A 17,995-nucleotide genomic window follows, 5' to 3' on the forward strand; every position below is an offset into this window, starting at 1 on the left:
TCGACCAGGGCGACGGACAGATCCTCGAACGCCAACTGCCGCTCGTCCGCGGTCAGCTTTTCCGACCGTTTGCCATGCAGGGCGTGGTTCAACTCGGCAATCAGATGCTCTTGCCGCAGGGTGATGTCCTTGAGCGCGGCCACCTCCGCCAGCAAGGCCTGAACCGCCGCGCGTTGCGCGGCAGGGATGGCGGAAAGGTCAAGAGCGGGTTTGGTCAGCATGGGCAAGTACTATCACAAGCGGCCAACAAAAACACGCAAAAACAAAACTTTGCTTACTCCACCGCCGTCGGAGGACGCGCTTCCAGCGCCTTGACCTTGCGCCAGTCGAGCCCGGCAAACAGCGCCTCGAACTGGGCATGGTTCAGCACCATCACCCCGTCCGTGATCGCCGGCCAGGTGAAGCTCGCATCCTCCAGCCGCTTGTAGGTCATCACCAGCCCAGTGCCATCCCAGTAAAGCAGTTTCAGCCTGTCTGCCCGGCGCGAACGGAACACAAATACTGTGCCCGTGAACGGGTCCTTGCGCAGCAAAGATGACACCAGCGCAGCCAATCCGTCATGGCCTTTGCGAAAATCGACGGGCTGCGTGGCGACCATAATCCGCACCCGGTTCGACGGGAAGATCATGCGTCGGCCGTCAGGGCGCGCGCGACCGATGCGATCCGTTCAGCCGAGGCACCGCTTTCCAAGCGGATCACTACCGCGCCCGCGATGATCTCTGGCCGATCGACCGCAGCGACCGGACCGGCGGGCATATCTCCAGTTGGACCAACCATCAGCGCTGCAAATTCCACCGGATCTTCCGGCGCGGGCAGCACCAGGCGCCCTTTCCGCGCCAGCGTCCGCCACGACGACACATGGTGCGCCGAAACATCGTGCCGTTGCGCCACCTCGTTCACTGTCATACCCGGAACCAGCGTTTCCGCCACGATCCGCGCCTTCACCTCATCCGGCCACTTCCGGTTCCGGCGCCCTCGGCCACCAACCGGGAGAACCTCCAATGCAGACTCCATGGACAAACTCCGTCATGATCATCACTGCTCTCCAAAGAGTTGATCAAGGCAAAGCCGGGAAGGTGGGGGGCAGAGATCGCTTACCATTTTCCTTGTCCGTTCTCTTCTTTGTGTCATGGCCTCTCGGGCCTGATGATGAGCGCCAGTCACTACCTGAAGCCGGATTGTCCGGCGGCGATATGCGTGTCGCCACGAAGATAGTTTGCGCAATCAAGCCAAGCATTGAGCGGGCCTCCTTCAGCGACACTAGGCTTGGGCCGATCATTCCTGAAACGAATAATATTGCTAATCATGATGAGATATGGAAATCTTACTTCATGAAGCGCGATCTCGAAATCGACTTGCTGCGATCCTTCGTCGCCGTCGCGGCGCATCGAAACTTCACGCGTGCCGCACAGGCTATAGGGCGTACGCAGTCAGCGGTCAGCCTTCAGATCAAACGGCTTGAATCCATCGTGGAGAAACGCCTCTTTGAGCGGAGCCGTCAGTCCGTGACGATCACACAGACCGGTGAAGCGTTGCTGGTCTATGCAAACCGCATTCTGTCCGCAAACGATGCTGCGCTTTCACATCTGCAACGCCCGGAGGCGGAAGGTTTGATCCGGATCGGTGCGCCTGATGACTACGCGACTTTCCTGCTGCCTCCGATTCTGTCCGCCCTGACCAAAGCGCATCCCCGATTGCAGTTCGAGGTGACTTGCGACAATGCCAGCGATCTGCTGCCTATGTTGACACACGGACAACTGGATGTCGTGGTCGCGACGCACCGCCCAGAGTCGGTCGCTGGACAGGTCGCAAGGCATGAACCGCTTCATTGGGTTGCCTCGCCCGATTTTATCGACGACCACGATCAACCGCTTTCGCTCGTTGTGTTTCCTTCTGGTTGTGTGTGCAGGGAAATTGCCTTGGACGCATTGAAGCGCATCGACCGTCGATGGCGCGTTGCATATTCCACGCGCAGCATCGGATTGATCGAGAAAGCCGTTCTTGACGGAGCATCAGTTTCTGTGATGGAGGCCTCTGTCATTCCACCTGGTCTCAAGATCTTTGACGGACTGGCAGGTTTGCCCAAGCTGCCCGAGGTTGTGATATCCGTTCATCAATCGAACATCTACGAGGCACACGTGTCTCTGGCGGCCGACTTTCTTCTAGAAAGACTGGGAAGGGCACCCCTGCAAGCTGTTTCGTGACACGGGCTTGACAGCAGCGCTGAAATGAGACCGGACATTGGAACCTCCGGCCTGTGTGTCCGCTTTGTCCCGCTCTGCCGACCTTCATCGTCCGAAAATGCTGCGCCATGGACTAATGACTGGTCTGGTGAAGCGGCGGCTCGGCATCGGTGTGGTGGATGGAAGGCAGCAAAGGGCCGCTCGTTACTTCGGCAGAAGGTCTGCCGGTAAGTGTAGCGGCAATTGGAACTAACAACCCGAAAGTCCGATCTAAAATGCGACCCGTTTTCCGAGCTGGATCTTAACACCACCGCTTTCGTCAATTGTGTGGGAAAAAATCTCATAAACGGCAATCAGTTTGCCCGACCCGAATAGTGCTTGATTCTCATCTTTTCCGCCATGTCGGACAATGGCGTAATCGCTCGTTTTCAGTGCCTCTATGAACTGCTCGTACTTTTTTGAGAAACTGTGCCGAGGTCCTTTGAAAGGATCTTCATAAACTTGGTTGGCATCAATGCGCGCGCTGTGCAGCACCGGGGCGTTTCTAATGTCGAGGCCTCGGCCCTTTGCATATCCAGTCCACGAAGATCGATAGTCAAAGCCGGAATTCAAATCTCTCATTTTGATCATGGAAATGCTCCTACACTGGAAAGGCCGTTGATTGGGTCAAACCATACGTGGTGCTTCACTTGCCGACTACCTCAATCAGCGTCATGGCAGACGAACGGCTGGTATGACGCGCTGCAACGCGGCACATTCAGCGCTTTCAAATGACCGCTTCGGGCCGGCTTAGCCGGGCGCACCCGCTCACCTTAGTGTTCGACCCGCCGTGCTGCCGCAGGTCTGCACAGAGCCCATATCAGTGAACGAGTGATTGCGGAATTTCGCGGTCGCAGCAAGTTTGTAAGCTTGGGAACATCGCAATCACGAATCTTGCCGTGTTTCCAGACGCGCCAGGTTGGCAGAAAAACCGTGATATTCGGGAATATAGGAAGACTTCGGGTCCGCATTTTCCAAGACGCGCTGGACCTGCGCAGGGTAATTTCTGACGCTTGGATCCGGACGGCAACCGGAATTGCCGTCCGGACCACACTACCAAACTATTTATAGGAAACCTTCAGCTGGTCGATCGTGCCGTTGAACTCGAACGGTTTACGTTCGAAATAAACTTCGGACACAGGGGAATAGCTATCCCGACCGACATCGAAGGCGTCGTTCGCTGTAAAGGTCAGCGGCGCTGAGCGCGGAACCGTCCCCTTTGCCATCTCTGTCCCATTGACACGGATCACGACGTCAAGCGGGCCGGCATGTTTATCGCTGGTCTTCGTAGTTTCCACTTCTATGCTGATCTTCCCGGTTGGCAGCGCGTCAGTCGTGGTGATCTGGGTGCGCTCGATTTCGAACAAGTTGTACTCATAAGTCAGCTTGCCCTGATCGACCCATAGTGCGAGACCGCCGGAAAACGCGCCAAGTGCATAGAGCACGCCCTCGGAATCCTCTGCCAGTTCAGCCTGTATTGTCACGATATTACTGCGCGCCCCGACCTTGGGTGCCGTGAACTCGGGAACACCGATGACCTCTTGCGTATAAGTGAACTCGGTTGCCGGGTTGGATGGTGCGTCCTCGGGATGGAAAACCACCGACCACAGCCCGCCGCCAACGGGGAAGACCTTGTTCTCCTTAGCCGTGGCACGGAATGCTTCTTTCAGTGCCTCGACCTTGTCTGCATGGTCATTCGCAAGGTTGTGTGCCTGCGAATGATCTGCGGTCAGATCGTGAAGTTCCCAAGTGTCGTCATCCGGCGACCATTTGAAGATGGCCGGGTCCACACCGGGTGTCCACGGCGTGCGAGGACCGAAGACCGAGGCGATCCATTCATCCTCATAGTAGCTACGGCTGCCCATGACCTCGAAGTATTGGCTCGTTTTCTGCCCTTCGGCATCCGGCGTGTCGAATGTATAGGCCATGCTGACGCCATCGAGGGGATCTTGGCTGATGCCATCCACCGTTTCCGGCGGCGTGATATCCAGCACGTCGTAGATCGTGGGAACGATGTCGTTGACATGATGAAACTGAGAGCGCGGCGTGTCGTCAGGGACGATTTTCTTGGGCCAGGAAACGACAAGTGGCGTCCTTGTCCCCCCGAAATGGGCTGCGACCAGCTTGGTTGAACGATACGGTGTTGATCCCGCCCAGGCCCAACCGGCGTGGTACATGTTGTCCGCTTTTGGCGAGCCAAGCACATCCAGACCGCCAAGATCGTTCATCGCCTTGATGTGATCCTTGATTTCGGTGCTGATCCCGTTTTGTGCGAGCAGTTCGCTGATACTTCCGTTCTGCCCCTCGGCACTGGAGCCGTTATCTCCCCAGACATAGAAAATCAGCGTATTGTCGCGTACGCCCATTTCGTCCAGAGCTTCCAGCAACCGACCCGCCTGCGTATCTGCGTGTTCGGTATAGCCTGCGAACACTTCCATCAGGCGCAGCTGGAATTCGCGCTCGTCCTCTGGAATGTCATCCCACGCAGCAAGGCTGTCCGGTCGTTCCGTCAGATCCGTGTTCTCCGGGATCCAGCCGATCTCTTTCTGTTTGGCGAATATCTCTTCGCGAAGTTCGTCCCAGCCCTCGTCGAACCGACCCGCGTACTTGTCTGCCCATTCCTTGAAGATATGATGCGGCCCGTGGGATGCGCCGGGCGCCCAGTAAACCATGAAAGGGCGCTCTGGCGTCAGCGCGTGAACCTGTTTCATCCATGACACGGCTTTGTCGGCCATGTCTTCGGTAAAATGATAGCCTTCCTTGCCATGTGACGGATCCAGGCGGTTCGTGTTTTCTACAACTGCCGGTTCCCATTGCGAGGATTCTCCGGCGAGAAATCCGTAAAAATAGTCGAAGCCGATGGCCTCACCGACTGGCCAGTTGGTATATGGGCCGACAGCCGTCGTTTCGTTCGCGGGCGTGTTGTGCCATTTGCCGAAGGCTGCCGTGGCGTAGCCGTAATCGCTCAGCACCTTGGCGACGGGGGCAGCCGTACGCGGAATTCGCCCGGTGTATCCATCCCAATCATTTGCAAGCTCGGCGATTTGGCCATTGCCGACGCGATGGTGGTTGCGCCCGGTCAGAAGCGATGCCCGCGTGGGAGAGCACATGGCCGCGTTATGGAAGCGGCTGTAGGCAATGCCCTCCTGTGCCAACGCATCCAGCGTGGGCGTCGTGATCGGGCCACCGAAGGTGTGGGGTAGCGCGGGGCCAACATCGTCGAGCATGATGATGACGATATTGGGTGCGTCATCAGTCAGATGCGATTGCGGTGGCAACGGGCTGTAGGTCGACTCGGCAATGGTCGGGCCCGCGGTGCTTCCTGATGGCTTGGGCGGGAAAGGCAGCGTTTCCTGCGCAATCGCAGTGCCTGCTGTCAGCAACGTGGCAGCCCACATGCCAAGCCAGGGCCTGATCCCTCTAATCCTGATCATTTGTCGTTCTCCATCTTGATTTTTCGTATGATCGAGTCCGGTGTTGTTGTTTGCGGAATGTTTGCGCCGCGCCCAGTAATGCAGTTGCCCCCTATCATTGCGCCGGAAAGAGCGTTCGCCTGACAGTTTATGGGTGGATGCCCTGTTCTGGATCGAGCGATCTTATTGGGCGTGCTGATCGAGGATTCCGGACCAGCCATGAACGGTCAGAAGATTGGCCCGATCAGAGTTTTTCGGCACCGCCGGAGTCGCGATTGCGGTCAGGCAACCCGCTGCCAATATTGCCTTGTCGTTGACCAACCTCAAATTCACCTCCTGGACTTTTCCGTTCGCCATAACCCCGATAGGCTCAGCAGAAGTGACGCCGAGAACTTGTTTCGCGCGACGGGACGCGGGGAATATTCCCGCATGATGCAAGGTTAGCTCACAGGATGCCGCGAACGAACACCCATTTTGCGCCAGATCCGTGTAAGCTGCGCATAACACGACCAAGTTCGCCAACCTTGTTGTGCGTCTCGGCGCTGGCTGGCGTGCCCGAATGGGTTCGGAACAATTGCGGCGATCGGATCCTGAGAGAGGCCAATCATGCTGCAATGCTCGATATCGAGAAGATCGAGGACCATGATTGCTTCATTCCACATCTCACGATGTGCGCTTTCATTGACGTGGTCGCGAGAAAGGGGGGCATTCCCAATATTGGTCTCTCTTTGGCCCCAAGCCTCGCTTTCAATTGCTACGGGGTTTGGAGCGATTATGTGCTTGGCGCGCAAGCCTTGGGAAGGGCGCTTGACCGGGCAGCGCGAAGCATCGGCTATCACAGCTTCGGCGACCGCGTGGCGCTGACGACGAATGATGGGACCGCGCGCTTCGAGTATCTGAGCGCAGCCCGCGGATTTCCCGGCTACCGGCATGATGCGGCAGGCACGATTGGCGTGATGCTCAGCCTGTGCCGACACTACCTGGGAAACAGCTGGCTTCCGAGCGCGATCGAACTCGACGTGCCAAAGCCCGTCGACGCGCACGCCTATGAAGATGCGTTCCAGTGCCCGGTCCTGTTCGACCGGCCATCACTCGCCTTGCTGTTCGACGCAGCCTTTTTAGGGGCCGCGACCCGCATTAGTCCGCAGATCAACATTGCGACCATCGAGGATGTCGCGATAGCCCGTCTCGCCCCCGAGTCGCGCGCAAGCCTTATCGGCGCAGTGAAACATCATGTTCGTTGCCAGGTTCTCACCGGGTCTATCTCAATCCATCGCACAGCCCATGCGCTCGACATCAGTGTCCGCAGCTTGCAACGCGAACTGAACGCCGCCGGGCTGAGTTATCGCGACCTGGTCAACTCGATCCGGATCCATCGAGCGACCGAGTTGCTCCGAGACGAAAGACTTCGTGTCGAAGAAATCGGGACACTGCTTGGATACTCTTCGTCTGCCCATTTTGCCCGCGCCTATCGGAGAGAGACCGCTCTGTCGCCGACGGAGTTTCGTGCAAAGTCTGCACTTGCCTAGGTGGTTCGTTCGAACGCAGTCGCGGGAAATCTGGGCTCTTGCAGCGCAAGGCAGACATGTCCGCTCTCACATCCACGGGTCGTTGAAAATGCTGCGGCGGGGATGAATGGTCGATTCGGTGATGCTGCGGTGTCGCACCGGCGGTCGCATCGAACGGCTGGACTGGGCTGTGCGCGTCACGGTTCTATGCGAGGGGCGTCAATTGACCTGCTGCACCGCCGCATGGCCGCTCCGAGCCCACTTTGACCGATGCTGCGTAAAGGATGTATCGCTGCTTTCGAGGGCGGTAGAAAACCTGCTTGATCGCAGCCGCGATGCGGAGGGAAAGCAGCGCCGAGTTGTCGGAACGCGTGAACCAAAAGGCGATCTAATCGAACGATTCAGCGCTTCACCCCGTCTGCGGCTGCCTCTCAAATACTGCGCGGTGCCCAGAGAATAATACCCGCACCGACAAGGCAAATGACCGCTCCAACTACATCCCATTGATCCGGGCGATGCCCTTCTACGCCCCATAGCCACAGCAGGGACGATACGATGTAAACGCCACCGTAGACTGCATAGGCGCGGCCCGCCTGATCGGCGGGGCTGAGCGCCAGTAGCCAGGCGAAAGCGGCAAGGGACAGCATGCCCGGTGCCAACCAAAACACGCTCTTGTCCAGCCGGAACCAGGCCCAGAAAGCAAAGCATCCGGCAATTTCGGCCAGCGCAGCGGCGAAGTAGATAAGAACCGTCTTCATCGGGCCAGACATACGTTCCGAGGAGGATCGGGTCTATTGCGAAAAATCTTTCAAATTCAGAGAAGCGAGCCCAAATCCGATCCAACACTTGGATAGGCCGCCGTCATCGACTTAAGTTGCTTGGCCGCCAGGCCCAGCTTGATTGCCAGCCCGAAGAAATTGATCAGTTCGCCGTATTCCGGGCCGAACAGGTGCGCGCCGAGGATCTTGCCGTTCGACTTGTCCACGAGGACCTTCGCGGCAGCAGAGGTCTCGCCGATCCGGTAGTTCGAATACCAATCGCCAGTGTCGGTGAACCGAACATCGACATCATACCCGGCGTCCCTTGCCTCACTTTCCAACATACCGACACGCGCCACTTCCGGGACTGTGAAGACGGCTGTAGGAATACCGGCATAATCCGGTGCGGTCTGAGTGTCTTTGAGCATGTTGGAGGCCGCGACCTTCCCTTCGATCACTGCGACTGGCGTCAGCGGCATGCCATCGGTGTCGGCGCAATCTCCGGCGGCAAAGACCGCGCTGTTCGTCGTGCTTTGCAGATGCGGGGCTACAACGATGCCCTTGTCGCTGTAATCAACACCAGCCGCCTCAAGATTCAGATCGGCCAGGGCTGCCACACGGCCCGCGCCATGCACGACCAGATCGGTTTCGATTGTTCGGGTTTCATCGCCCGACTTCACCTCGACAGTGAATGCTCTACTGGCTTCCGAGACCGACACGATTTCGGTTTCGCGCATCAGGTCCACGCCGATACCGCCGCTGCGGTCGATCAGCATTTCGACCAGATCGGGATCGAAGCCGCGTAAGGGCCGGGCGCCACGATCCACGATGATCGGGTTGGCTCCGGCCCGTGCGGCGATATGCGCAAACTCGAAGGACACGAAGCCGCCACCGATAAAAAGAACCCGATTGGGAAGGGCCTCCAGGTTGAGGAAATCCGTGCTGTCGATCACGAGATCGGCCCCTGTGAAGCTCAGCGGCCTGGGCATGGCACCGGCGGCCACGAGGAACCGTTCCGACTGATATGCCGTTCCATCGACCTCCAGCGTGTTGCTTCCCGTGAACCGCGCGGCTCCATGCAGGGTTTCGACGCCGTTGCCCGACAGGCCCTTTTCCATCTTGTCCGGCACGGGATCGGTGAAGCCACGCTTGTGTGCCATCAGATCGGCCCAGTTGATCGACAGATCACCGGGATCGATCCCCTTGCCCTGCATGAGCCGTGCCGCGTCCATGATTTCCGCACCGCGCCGCAGGATTTTCTTTGGATCGCAGCCGCGCAATGCGCAGGTGCCGCCGTAGGGCAGCGCATCGACAATGGCGACACGCCATCCTGCCGCGCCACATTTGTTGGCCGCGGCCACGCCCGCCATGCCCGCCCCGATGACGATCAGGTCGTAGTCTTCATTCATTCTCCGGTCCTTGTCCTGATCTTCATCCGGCGCAGCAGCTCAACTTTGCCACGTCCATATCGAAGGTTTGCGCCGCCAGCTTCAGCCCTTCCACGGTCGTCAGATAGGGGAAGATCGTCTCCCCGAGCGCCTTTGTGGTCATGCCAAACTTCAGCGCCATAACGAGGGTCTGGATCGTATCGGACCCCTCGGGCGCGATGATCTGGCCGCCAAGCAGCCGGTCGGACTTTCTGTCCGCCACCAGCTTGATCAATCCGCGCGTGTCGCGTGCGGCCAGTGCGCGCGGCACCTGATCGAGCGGTACGATGGACGTCTTGACGTCGAGGCCCGCGTCCCGCGCCTGGGCTTCACCGAGACCGACGCCCGCGACCTGCGGGTCGGAAAACACCACCCAGGGCATCGCGGCGTTGTCGTAGCGATGGTCTTCGCCGAGAACCGCATTTTTGGCCGCGAGCTTTGCACCATAGGCCGCCATATAGACGAACTGGTCGCGGTCGGTCACATCGCCTGCGGCATAGATGCCGCGCACCGATGTCTGCATGTCCTCGCCGACGACGATGGACCCACGCGCGTCGGTTTCCACGCCGATTGCGTCCAGGCCCATATCTTTGGTATTGGCCCGCCTGCCAGCGGTCGAAACGAGGTGATCCGCCGTCACTTCGACAGGCTTTCCGTTCTGGATCACGCGCAGTGTCACGCCCGCGTCGTCGCGGCGCACAGTGTCGTAGCTTAACCCGGTCAGAAGAGTGATGCCTTCGGCCTCGAACGCCGCCGCCAATGCCTCCGAGACCTCTGGTTCCGCGCCGGGCAACAGATGCGAACGGGCGACAAGCGTGACCTTCACGCCCATGCGGCTCATCATCTGGGCCAACTCCGCGCCGATGTAGCCCGCGCCGATGAAGATCAGGCTTTTCGGCAGTACTTCGAGTTCCAGAAGACTGGTGCTGTTGAGCGCGCCGATTTCCTCGATGCCGTCGATGGTCGGCAGAACGGGACGCCCGCCCGTGGCGATGATGGTCCTCGGTGCTTTCAGGGTTCGCTCACCGACTGTCACGCCACCTTCGATCAGCCGCGCGGGACCGGCGTCGATGTAATCGACATCCTCATATTCCGGCAGAAGGTCCGCGTATTTCTTCTGGCGCAGGGTCGTGACCAGATCGTCCTTGGACTGAACGAGCGTCTGCCAATCATCCACTTGTGCCCGTCCCGACAGGCCGGGGAACCGCTTGGCAGCCCCCGCACAGTGCACGGCCTCTGCCGCACGGATCATCGCCTTGGAGGGCACGCATCCCACGTTGACGCAAGTTCCGCCGATGGTGCCATGTCCTACGAGGGCGACACGCTTTCCGGCATCCGCGCCGGTAATTGCGGCGGAGAACCCCGCCGATCCGGCCCCAAGAACGATCAGGTCATAGCCGCCCTGTTCATCGTCGGTTTTGTTCAGGTCTTTCATCTCAGCGCGCCTCGCCATGTTCGGGGTCTTTTGGTCTGGCGGCGAGCAGATATATGACCGCGCCGATGGCGATCAGCGGTGTCAACATGCCGAGGAGGCCGAAGACCATGCCGGTGGCGGTGCAACATCCCATCATCATAAGAGCGATCCTTTCTTTTGCGCACGGTTCAGGAGAACCGCGTAGAGTGCTGTGGCGGCGAAAACGCCGATTGTGATCCGTATTGCGAACCTGAATTCGAGAAGAATGATCAGGATCGACAGGGCCACCGCGAGGCCGGTGGCCCAAAGTTTCGGGGCCGGTCCCGGTTTGCCAGCGCGCAGCCAAAGGGCCTGTGCCACCACGGCGAGGCTGAAAAACAGCAGCGGGAACAGGGCGTAATCGAGCCAGCCCGTGAGGGCCGACAATCCGACGCCAGCGACGATGACGACCAGAAGCGGTGTAAAGCAGCAGAGCGCGGCGAAGAGCGCACCGCCAAGCCCCCATTTCAGCAGACGGTCGGAATTTTCAGGTGTGTCAGTCAAGGAGCCGTCTTTCTCTGTGATGGGTCGGGGCCGGAGGCGCGTTTCATTTGCGAACGACGCAGTGCGCGGACGATCAGGTAGGTCAGACCCGCCAAAACCAGCACGGCAATGCCACTCATTCCAGAGAGCCAAGCCCCAACGCCGCCGAACAACGCTGCAAGCACGGCAGTTCCGCCGCCGCAGCAGACGACCACGACCGGAGCTGCTATTCCGAAGGCCAGCAGGCCACCCATCAGATTGTCACGCATTGCAGGAGATTGTCACGCATTGCAGGCGGCTCAGGAGGCTGTGTCGGGCAGCACCTGCGCCGGATAGCCATTGGCCGTCACCGCGCCGATGATGCTTTCGATGGAAGTTTCGGCGTCATCGTAGGTCACGCTGTAAACACCCTGCCCGTATTCGGGGCCGTCCTCGAATGCGGCGATCTCGACCGACGGAACACCGCGCATCGAGCTGGCAACAATGAACGAACAGGACGGGCATGTCAGTTCGCTGACGGCGATCTCGACCTGGCGCTCTTCAGCGAGGGCCGGGGTCGAGAGTGCGACGATGGCCAGGGCGGATAACAGGAGATGCTTCATGGTCATGGTCCTCGTTCAGAATTTCAGGATGAAGGGGGTGATGTAGGGAAAGATCATGGCGACAGCGACAATCGCGGAAGCGGCCCAGAGGGTTGCGCGCATGATGCGGCGGTCGATGGGGCGGGCGCAGGTGCCATCGGCACAGGCCTCGGCATCTACAGGCTTGTAAGCCTTGTAGAAGCCGTATCCCAAAAACGCGGCGCTCAGCGCGAAGGTGTACCATTTGTAGGCATAGAGCGCCCCGAGCTGCGCGATGAACACGCCTGTCACGCCAAAGCTGACCAGCACCAATGGAAGGATGCAGCAAGAAGTCATCGCCAGCGCACCGAGGACGCCGAGGCCGGTCACGCCCCATCCCTTGGTGGTTTCGTCGCCAATTTTCTGCGACTGAGATTGCGGAAGTTCCGCCAAATGTTGTTCCATCGAATCTTCCTTGAACAGATGTTTCCACCGTTCTAGGGTCTGTAGTTGATACAGGCTCAAGGGATTTTTCGGCACAATGAGTAACACAAGCGTGAGATCAATTCGGCGGGGCGATTTGGCCCGCGCAACGGGCTGCAACCTGGAAACCATTCGCTATTACGAGAAAATCGGGATCATGCCGGACCCGCCGCGCAGTACGAAGGGCTACCGAAGCTACGACGATGCCCACGTCAAGCGGCTGAAATTCGTCATGCGGTCCCGCGATCTAGGCTTTTCTCTCGAAGAGGTTCGCGGGCTGCTTGGGCTGGTCGATGACCGATCCCGGACATGCGCCGAGGTGCAGATCATCGCCGAAGATCATCTGACTGACGTTCAGGCCAAGATTGCCGATCTGCAGCGCATCGAGCGCGTCCTGTCGGACACTGTTGCGCGATGCACCGGCGATGCTGCCCCAGAATGCGCGGTGATCGATGCGTTACTCGATGCTTAGTCCACCCTGAAGAAGAGGGGGCAACGGACCTTCGTGAACGGCGCAGCGAAAGCCCGAAAAGTCCGCATTGCTGACCTCCATCCTTTGCGCAGCGACCGTCCGCTCTCCGCCCTCTTCGCCAGAAACTTCTGGGTGCAATTCGGCCCAATAGCCAGCAAAGCGACCCGGCTCGTGACCCCGCAACGGTTCGGAGCCATGGTGAGGCGGCTTGCAGTAAGATCGCTCAGAAGACTGCCAGGTACTCCGCGGAAACGTAGCCGGTGATCCGCAACATGAGCACGATCCCGACGGCGCAGACGACCTCAATGCATGCTGCCGCGATCCCGCGTTTGTCCAGCCTTCCATCTGCCGGAAGCTGCGGTCGCGCCGCCCGATCAATTGGCGAGCTGCATGACACGACCTTTCACCTCTCATCCGCAGGAATCGCCGGCCTGTCTGCGATGCGCTTCTCCCTTCGGCGACCTGCTGGTCGCGGCCTGCTCGGTATCGCGATCAATGGCCTGTTCCATCATCGCCATTTGGCTGTCGAGGTCGTCCCGTGACTGGTGAGACAGGGTGGCCGGATCAGCAGTCTCTTCAATGCGGCCCGCACGGTCGCCAAAGCGCTCGACGGCCGAAAGGGCCTCGCGAAGTTCGCGGGTCTCGACCGCGTCCTGGGCGACTTTCTGTTCAGGACGGTCGAGGTGCTTCAACTCGCGCTTCGGATAAGGATAGGGCCCCTTCTGGCTCTCGAAGATGCGCTTGAAGACCGGGTCGGCGTAATAGGTGATCTTGTCGGCCAGGATCGGAAGGTGCCCTTCCGGCATCAGAAGCATCTTGGTCTTGGGTAGCCGGCGCAGCTGCGCCGGCGACATCAGCGGCAATTCCTCGGTCGAGAGATTGACGCTGCGGTTCGAAAAATCGTTCAGCGTATAGCTGTAGGACGCCTTGTAGCCGGTTCGCGTCCCGAGCGCCTTGGTGATTTCCTCGGTCGTGGAATGATCGTTGGGCGAGATGTAGAGCTTCATCTCGCAGCCCGCGATCAGGCTCTCGATCTCGGCATCGCTGTAGCCCACGGATTTCAGGCCGGGGATCGACTGCGTGACCACCGTCGTGCGCGCCCCGTGGCCGGCCAGCTGCTTCATCGACTGCTGCACGATCGGCATGTAGCCGAGCTGGTCGAACTCATCGAGCATGATGAACACCTGCCCCAACCCGCTGTCGTGATCCGAGCTGGTCTGCCGGATGGAAGCGATCAGATCGGTGAACATCAGCCGGATCACCGCATTCAGGGGCGAGATATCGTCCGACTGTACCACGATATAGATCGACTGCCGGCGCGAGCGGATATCGTCGAAGCGGATATCGTCGCGCCGCGTCATCGCCTGGATCTGCGGGTTGGCCCATTGCTTCAGCCCGCTGTCGCTCATGACCTGGCTGTAGGACTGCCGGATCTTCGGGTCGAGATTGCCGAAATTCGAGAATTCGCGGCGCACGATGGCGTTGTCCGACGCCTTCGCGATGGCGTTGTAGCGGTCGATATCGCTGACCCCGACCTCGCTGCCGTCACCGAACATCAGCGCGTGGACACGGGTCAGCGTCGGATCACCCATCTCGATGGCGCGCAGGCAGGCGGCGATGAACCATTGCTTCGCGCCGCCCAGGAAGTTCGCGGCCGCTCCCTCGCCCTTCGTGACCAGGAAGTTGTCGGCGAGCTTGTCCAGTTCGGCATATTGGCGGTTCGGATGCGTGATCGCCGCGATGCGGGCCAGCGGGTTGTAATGATGCGAGCCGTGTTCAAAATCGTAGGGCGCGAAACGAAACACCTCATCACCCAGCTCGACACGCATCCGCGACGTGTTGCGGAAGATCTCGCCCTTCACATCCAGAACCACCAGAGATCCATCCGCCAGCAGGCAGTTAGGCGTGAGATAAGACACACCCTTGCCCGAGCGGGTCGGACCGACCAGCAGGCATTGCGGAAAGGCGTCGATCTGCGCCGAGATGAACTCCGCCTTCAATGCTTCCTTCGGCGTGGATTCGACCACCTCCAGTGGCTTGCCGCGCTGCTCCTTCGGCGGCCGCGCGACCTTGCCGAAGATCAGCCCGCCCTCTTCCAGCGGCGTGACGAAGCCGTTCTTCCGCATCTCCCTGACGGACTGGAAATGCGCTGTGCCATAGCGCGTTGTGGTCGTGCTGTAGATCATCACGCCGATGAACACGATGCAGAGGGCGACCACGCCGACGAAGATCGCCGCCGCGATCGTCTCGGCCTCTGTCTGAAGACTGAAATCGCGCAGCACGCCCAGGATCGAAATCGGGCTGCCGTTGAAGTCGCGGTTCATCCCGTTCAGCACCATGCTCGACGCGATCACGGCGATGGCCAGTGTCAGGGCGATGCCTGCGGCAATCCGCACCCGGTCCTTCAGGTCGAGTTCCATGATACCCCTCCCTGTCACAGCGAGAAATCGTCGGCGGTGCTGCTCTGGCTGAGCACACGCCGCGCCTTGTGCGGCTCGTCGGCCGCCTCGTAACCCTCCGCAATCTGCTCACGCGACAGATCGAACTTCGCGGCATGTTCCGGACGCTCCGCCATCGCCATAACCGAAGCCGCCAGCTCGCGTTGGTGCAGCCGGTTCGGCGTGATGGATTCGAGATCGCGGTAATCCCCTTCGGCCATGCGCTCGAAGCCCTTGGTTCCGAACTCGGCACGAAGCGCCGCCGCGTATTCCCGCTCGCTCTCGCGGTTGGCGAACTCTGGCGCCGCAGATGGATACTCGCGCTCGGTCAGACGCTGCATGAAGGACCGCAGGTAATCGCTGTCGGGCGTCATGATATTGGCCCGCATCTCCCTGCGCGCGCCCTGAACCTCCTCGAACATCTGCCCGGCCGAGATCTTCGGACCGCGCGCGGGATCAACGGCCGCGGACAGCACGCCACGCTTCTGGTCGTCGGTCAGAAGGTCGTTCTCGAACACCCCCTGCGCGAAGGCGCGTTCGATCCCGGCATTCTCCGACAGCGCGCCGAACCTTCGCCAGAAGCCCGCCACCGCGCCCGGTCTCGCCGCGTAGCTGTAATCCTCGTTCGCGCGGGCGATGGCGCCGAGCGCGGCCTTGAGGACGCCGAGCCGCTCCCCGGTCAGGTCATCCCCTTCGAAGGCCCGGACATCCCGCTCCGTCTCGATCCCGGTCGAGAACATCCCGACAGCCGTGGTAAGCGTCGCGCGGTCGATCTTTCGCCCCTCGGGCATATAATCTTCGGCCCGTCGCGCCAGCAGATCGCCATCGACATGCAGGCTGTTCGCGATCGGACCAGGATGCTCGATCCCCTCGACCTCGACAACAACGCCATAATCCTTCTTCACGTTCTCCAGGAAAGAGCTAATCGCCGTGAAATGCTTGCCCTGCTTCTCCGGGGGAAGGTCCAGAACTTTGTCCCGCACCCGCTCCGCCCATCCTTGGATCGCCGCCTCGAAATCCTCCGGCGTCTCGACAGCCTCAAGTACCATATCAAGTTCCTTTCGTGACATCGGGCTCCGCGTAGCGAGGCCCTGGACCATCCGCTCCGCGACCTCCGCCACACGCGCATGGCCCACCAGCTTCGCGGCCTTCGCGACCTCGCCCCATTCGTCCGCCTCCTCGATCAGCATGCCAAGCACCCGATCCGTCAGCGCACGGTGGCCGGGCGCCCTGCCCTGCCGCCACTGCGCCGAGGATGGCGAATACTGCAGATCGCCCCGCTCGTAGCGCGTCGTGGCCTCCAGATGGACGCCATACTCCTGTGCCACCGACACCATCAGGTTCCGGAACCCCTGATAGGTGAACGGGGATTCGAGCCTGTTCGACAGATAGAACCAGCGGCCACTCTCGACCCCGCGATTGTTCACCAGCACATGCACATGCGGATGCGTCCGGTCGGTGTGCAGCGCCGCGATATATTCCCAGCGATCGTCGGCGAATTCCTTCTCGCCCCCGAACGCCCGCTCGCACATCTCCTCGGCAATCGCCGCCGCATCCCGCGGCGCCGTATCGGGCGGAAACGAGATCAGCAGATGCGAGGTATGGCCGTTCTTGGGCGTGCCGCGCCAGCCCGGCTCCCATCTGTCCGCGATCGCCGACAGGGCGGCGTCCGGCTGGCGCGTCTCGTCGGTCAGGGCCTCGCTGTAGCCGAACGTGTATTGCGCCTTGCTGTTGATGTAGTCCATCTGCCGGCGCAGCTCGGCGCGCGTGTGCGTGCCGCCGCTGGCGATCTTCTTGAACACCGCCGCCCGTGAGCCCTCCGCGAAGTTCCACTTGTTCAGCAGGCTGTCCGACAGCCCTGCCCCGCGCCGGCCGCCGGATCGGCCGTCGCCCCGCACCCGCCGGCGATGGGGGCGGATCTTCAGGACCTCGTCGTCATCGGCCCGGAAACTCATTCGCCCTGCCCTTCCCCGCCGGTCCCGGCCCCCTCACGGGCCACGCGCCACAGCCGCTCGTTCGAGCGCCGCGCCTCGGCCACAACCTCGTTGAGCACCGGCAGAACCTGCCGGAGCTGCGATTTCAGCCGCGCCAGCTCCTCGCCCGCCTCCCGCAGCGGCGGCGCCTGGCCCCGGTTCACCGCCCGCGCGATCTGGTTCACGTTCACCCCGATCGCCGACAGCTCGTCATAAAGCGCCTTCACCTCGCCCACGAAGGCGAAGTTCCGATCCAGAAGCCCCACCGAATTGCGCAGCAGCGCCCGCAGCGCGTCCGACCGGTCCTTGAACCCGGCACGGGCCAGCTCGTCGTCGAAGGCCTGCTTTTCGGCCGCGGAAACGCGGAAGGAGACCAGCTCCGATGGGGCATGCGCGGGTCTCCTGCGCCCCGGCAACGCCGCGCGAATTCGGTAGATCGTGTTCCGGGCGACGGCGAATTCCGTGGCGATCGCGGCCACCGGCACACCTTCGTTCAGCCGCGCGACGATCCGGTCACGCGCTGCCGTGGTCAGATGCGCGGCCTGTCCGCCCTTGGACAGATCGGCCCTAGTTGAATTTTGTCTTACAGACTGCACTTCCTGCCAACCACAGAGCCTCAATCTCACTCTCCATAGCACAGGTCGCACAAAGGCCGAAGGGTTTTGTCCGTTATGTCTGGTTCGCGGCCGAGCGGTCGCGGTTTGCTGTCTGCGTCAGGGTCAACGTCCGAGGGTCGAGCGGCGATCTGCGTGGCGCAGAGCAGGTAAAAGAAAGCGGCGCGCGGGATCGGGGATCCCGCGCAAGT

The 17,995-nt window shown here is 60.6% G+C and carries 19 protein-coding genes; 3 read left to right on the top strand and 16 right to left on the bottom strand.

What is annotated here, in order from left to right:
* The 3 genes from KNW02_RS16555 to KNW02_RS16565 all read right to left on the bottom strand — a co-directional run.
* On the bottom strand, positions 1–221 hold a 221-nt coding region (locus KNW02_RS16555), incomplete at its 3' end, for an IS66 family transposase (RefSeq protein WP_284438405.1).
* A gap of 53 nt (positions 222–274) precedes the next feature.
* Positions 275–628, bottom strand: coding sequence for an IS66 family insertion sequence element accessory protein TnpB (tnpB, locus tag KNW02_RS16560; RefSeq protein ID WP_216034355.1), 354 nt, complete (start codon positions 626–628; stop codon positions 275–277).
* Positions 625–1,014 (bottom strand): transposase, encoded by a 390-nt coding sequence (locus tag KNW02_RS16565; protein WP_216034356.1) that lies wholly within the window; start codon positions 1,012–1,014, stop codon positions 625–627. Before KNW02_RS16565 ends, tnpB begins: the two co-directional genes overlap by 4 nt.
* Before the next feature lie 14 nt (positions 1,015–1,028).
* Here KNW02_RS16565 and KNW02_RS16570 point away from each other — a divergent pair, with 14 nt between their 5' ends.
* Entirely contained in the window at positions 1,029–2,204 is a 1,176-nt protein-coding gene (locus tag KNW02_RS16570; protein ID WP_216034357.1) for a LysR substrate-binding domain-containing protein, read from the top strand.
* 249 nt (positions 2,205–2,453) lie between these two features.
* On the opposite strand, the gene KNW02_RS16575 is transcribed toward KNW02_RS16570, so the two are convergent.
* Both KNW02_RS16575 and KNW02_RS16580 read right to left on the bottom strand, forming a co-directional pair.
* Positions 2,454–2,813, bottom strand: a complete 360-nt coding sequence (locus KNW02_RS16575) for a hypothetical protein (protein ID WP_216034358.1) — start codon at positions 2,811–2,813, stop codon at positions 2,454–2,456.
* Positions 2,814–3,283: 470 nt separating this feature from the next.
* Positions 3,284–5,656, bottom strand: coding sequence for an arylsulfatase (locus KNW02_RS16580; protein WP_252734012.1), 2,373 nt, complete (start codon positions 5,654–5,656; stop codon positions 3,284–3,286).
* 593 nt (positions 5,657–6,249) lie between these two features.
* Here KNW02_RS16580 and KNW02_RS16585 point away from each other — a divergent pair.
* Positions 6,250–7,164, top strand: coding sequence for an AraC family transcriptional regulator (locus KNW02_RS16585; RefSeq protein WP_216034359.1), 915 nt, complete (start codon positions 6,250–6,252; stop codon positions 7,162–7,164).
* A 410-nt stretch (positions 7,165–7,574) separates the two neighbouring features.
* Here KNW02_RS16585 and KNW02_RS16590 read toward each other — a convergent pair whose 3' ends face one another.
* Genes KNW02_RS16590 through KNW02_RS16625 form a run of 8 tightly spaced genes read right to left on the bottom strand, consistent with a single transcriptional unit; the run spans position 7,575 to position 12,277 of the window.
* The gene (locus KNW02_RS16590; protein WP_040546036.1) at positions 7,575–7,901 is read right to left on the bottom strand and encodes a YnfA family protein; all 327 of its coding nucleotides are present in this window, start codon (positions 7,899–7,901) and stop codon (positions 7,575–7,577) included.
* A gap of 56 nt (positions 7,902–7,957) precedes the next feature.
* The gene (locus KNW02_RS16595; RefSeq protein ID WP_007803574.1) at positions 7,958–9,310 is read right to left on the bottom strand and encodes a dihydrolipoyl dehydrogenase family protein; all 1,353 of its coding nucleotides are present in this window, start codon (positions 9,308–9,310) and stop codon (positions 7,958–7,960) included.
* 22 nt (positions 9,311–9,332) lie between these two features.
* The gene (merA, locus tag KNW02_RS16600; RefSeq protein ID WP_040545982.1) at positions 9,333–10,763 is read right to left on the bottom strand and encodes a mercury(II) reductase; all 1,431 of its coding nucleotides are present in this window, start codon (positions 10,761–10,763) and stop codon (positions 9,333–9,335) included.
* A 1-nt stretch (position 10,764) separates the two neighbouring features.
* Positions 10,765–10,902 carry a hypothetical protein gene (locus KNW02_RS16605; RefSeq protein ID WP_007803572.1) on the bottom strand — a complete coding sequence of 46 codons (138 nt, stop codon included), beginning with the start codon at positions 10,900–10,902 and terminating at the stop codon, positions 10,765–10,767.
* On the bottom strand, positions 10,899–11,285 hold the full coding sequence (gene merF, locus KNW02_RS16610; RefSeq protein WP_007803570.1) for a mercury resistance system transport protein MerF: 387 nt from the start codon (positions 11,283–11,285) through the stop codon (positions 10,899–10,901). Before merF ends, KNW02_RS16605 begins: the two co-directional genes overlap by 4 nt.
* Positions 11,282–11,533, bottom strand: a complete 252-nt coding sequence (locus KNW02_RS16615) for a hypothetical protein (protein WP_072629817.1) — start codon at positions 11,531–11,533, stop codon at positions 11,282–11,284. The genes merF and KNW02_RS16615 overlap by 4 nt, the downstream gene beginning before the upstream one ends.
* Positions 11,534–11,563: 30 nt before the next feature.
* Positions 11,564–11,872, bottom strand: a complete 309-nt coding sequence (locus KNW02_RS16620; RefSeq protein WP_007803569.1) for a heavy-metal-associated domain-containing protein — start codon at positions 11,870–11,872, stop codon at positions 11,564–11,566.
* Between the two features lie 9 nt (positions 11,873–11,881).
* On the bottom strand, positions 11,882–12,277 hold the full coding sequence (locus KNW02_RS16625) for a mercuric transporter MerT family protein (protein ID WP_425427228.1): 396 nt from the start codon (positions 12,275–12,277) through the stop codon (positions 11,882–11,884).
* Positions 12,278–12,365: 88 nt separating this feature from the next.
* Here KNW02_RS16625 and KNW02_RS16630 point away from each other — a divergent pair, with 88 nt between their 5' ends.
* On the top strand, positions 12,366–12,779 hold the full coding sequence (locus KNW02_RS16630; RefSeq protein ID WP_153218054.1) for a MerR family transcriptional regulator: 414 nt from the start codon (positions 12,366–12,368) through the stop codon (positions 12,777–12,779).
* A 410-nt stretch (positions 12,780–13,189) separates the two neighbouring features.
* Here the strand turns inward: KNW02_RS16630 and KNW02_RS16635 are convergent, their stop codons facing one another.
* Genes KNW02_RS16635 through mobC form a run of 3 tightly spaced genes read right to left on the bottom strand, consistent with a single transcriptional unit; the run spans position 13,190 to position 17,810 of the window.
* Complete coding sequence (locus KNW02_RS16635; protein ID WP_216034360.1) at positions 13,190–15,199, bottom strand: type IV secretory system conjugative DNA transfer family protein; 2,010 nt, start codon at positions 15,197–15,199, stop codon at positions 13,190–13,192.
* Positions 15,200–15,213: 14 nt separating this feature from the next.
* Entirely contained in the window at positions 15,214–17,172 is a 1,959-nt protein-coding gene (locus KNW02_RS16640) for a relaxase/mobilization nuclease domain-containing protein (protein ID WP_216034361.1), read from the bottom strand.
* On the bottom strand, positions 17,169–17,810 hold the full coding sequence (gene mobC, locus KNW02_RS16645; protein ID WP_216034362.1) for a plasmid mobilization relaxosome protein MobC: 642 nt from the start codon (positions 17,808–17,810) through the stop codon (positions 17,169–17,171). The genes KNW02_RS16640 and mobC overlap by 4 nt, the downstream gene beginning before the upstream one ends.
* Positions 17,811–17,995 lie beyond the last annotated feature (185 nt).

Source organism: Paracoccus marinaquae, assembly GCF_018860165.1.
Taxonomy (GTDB): Bacteria; Pseudomonadota; Alphaproteobacteria; order Rhodobacterales; family Rhodobacteraceae; genus Paracoccus; species Paracoccus marinaquae.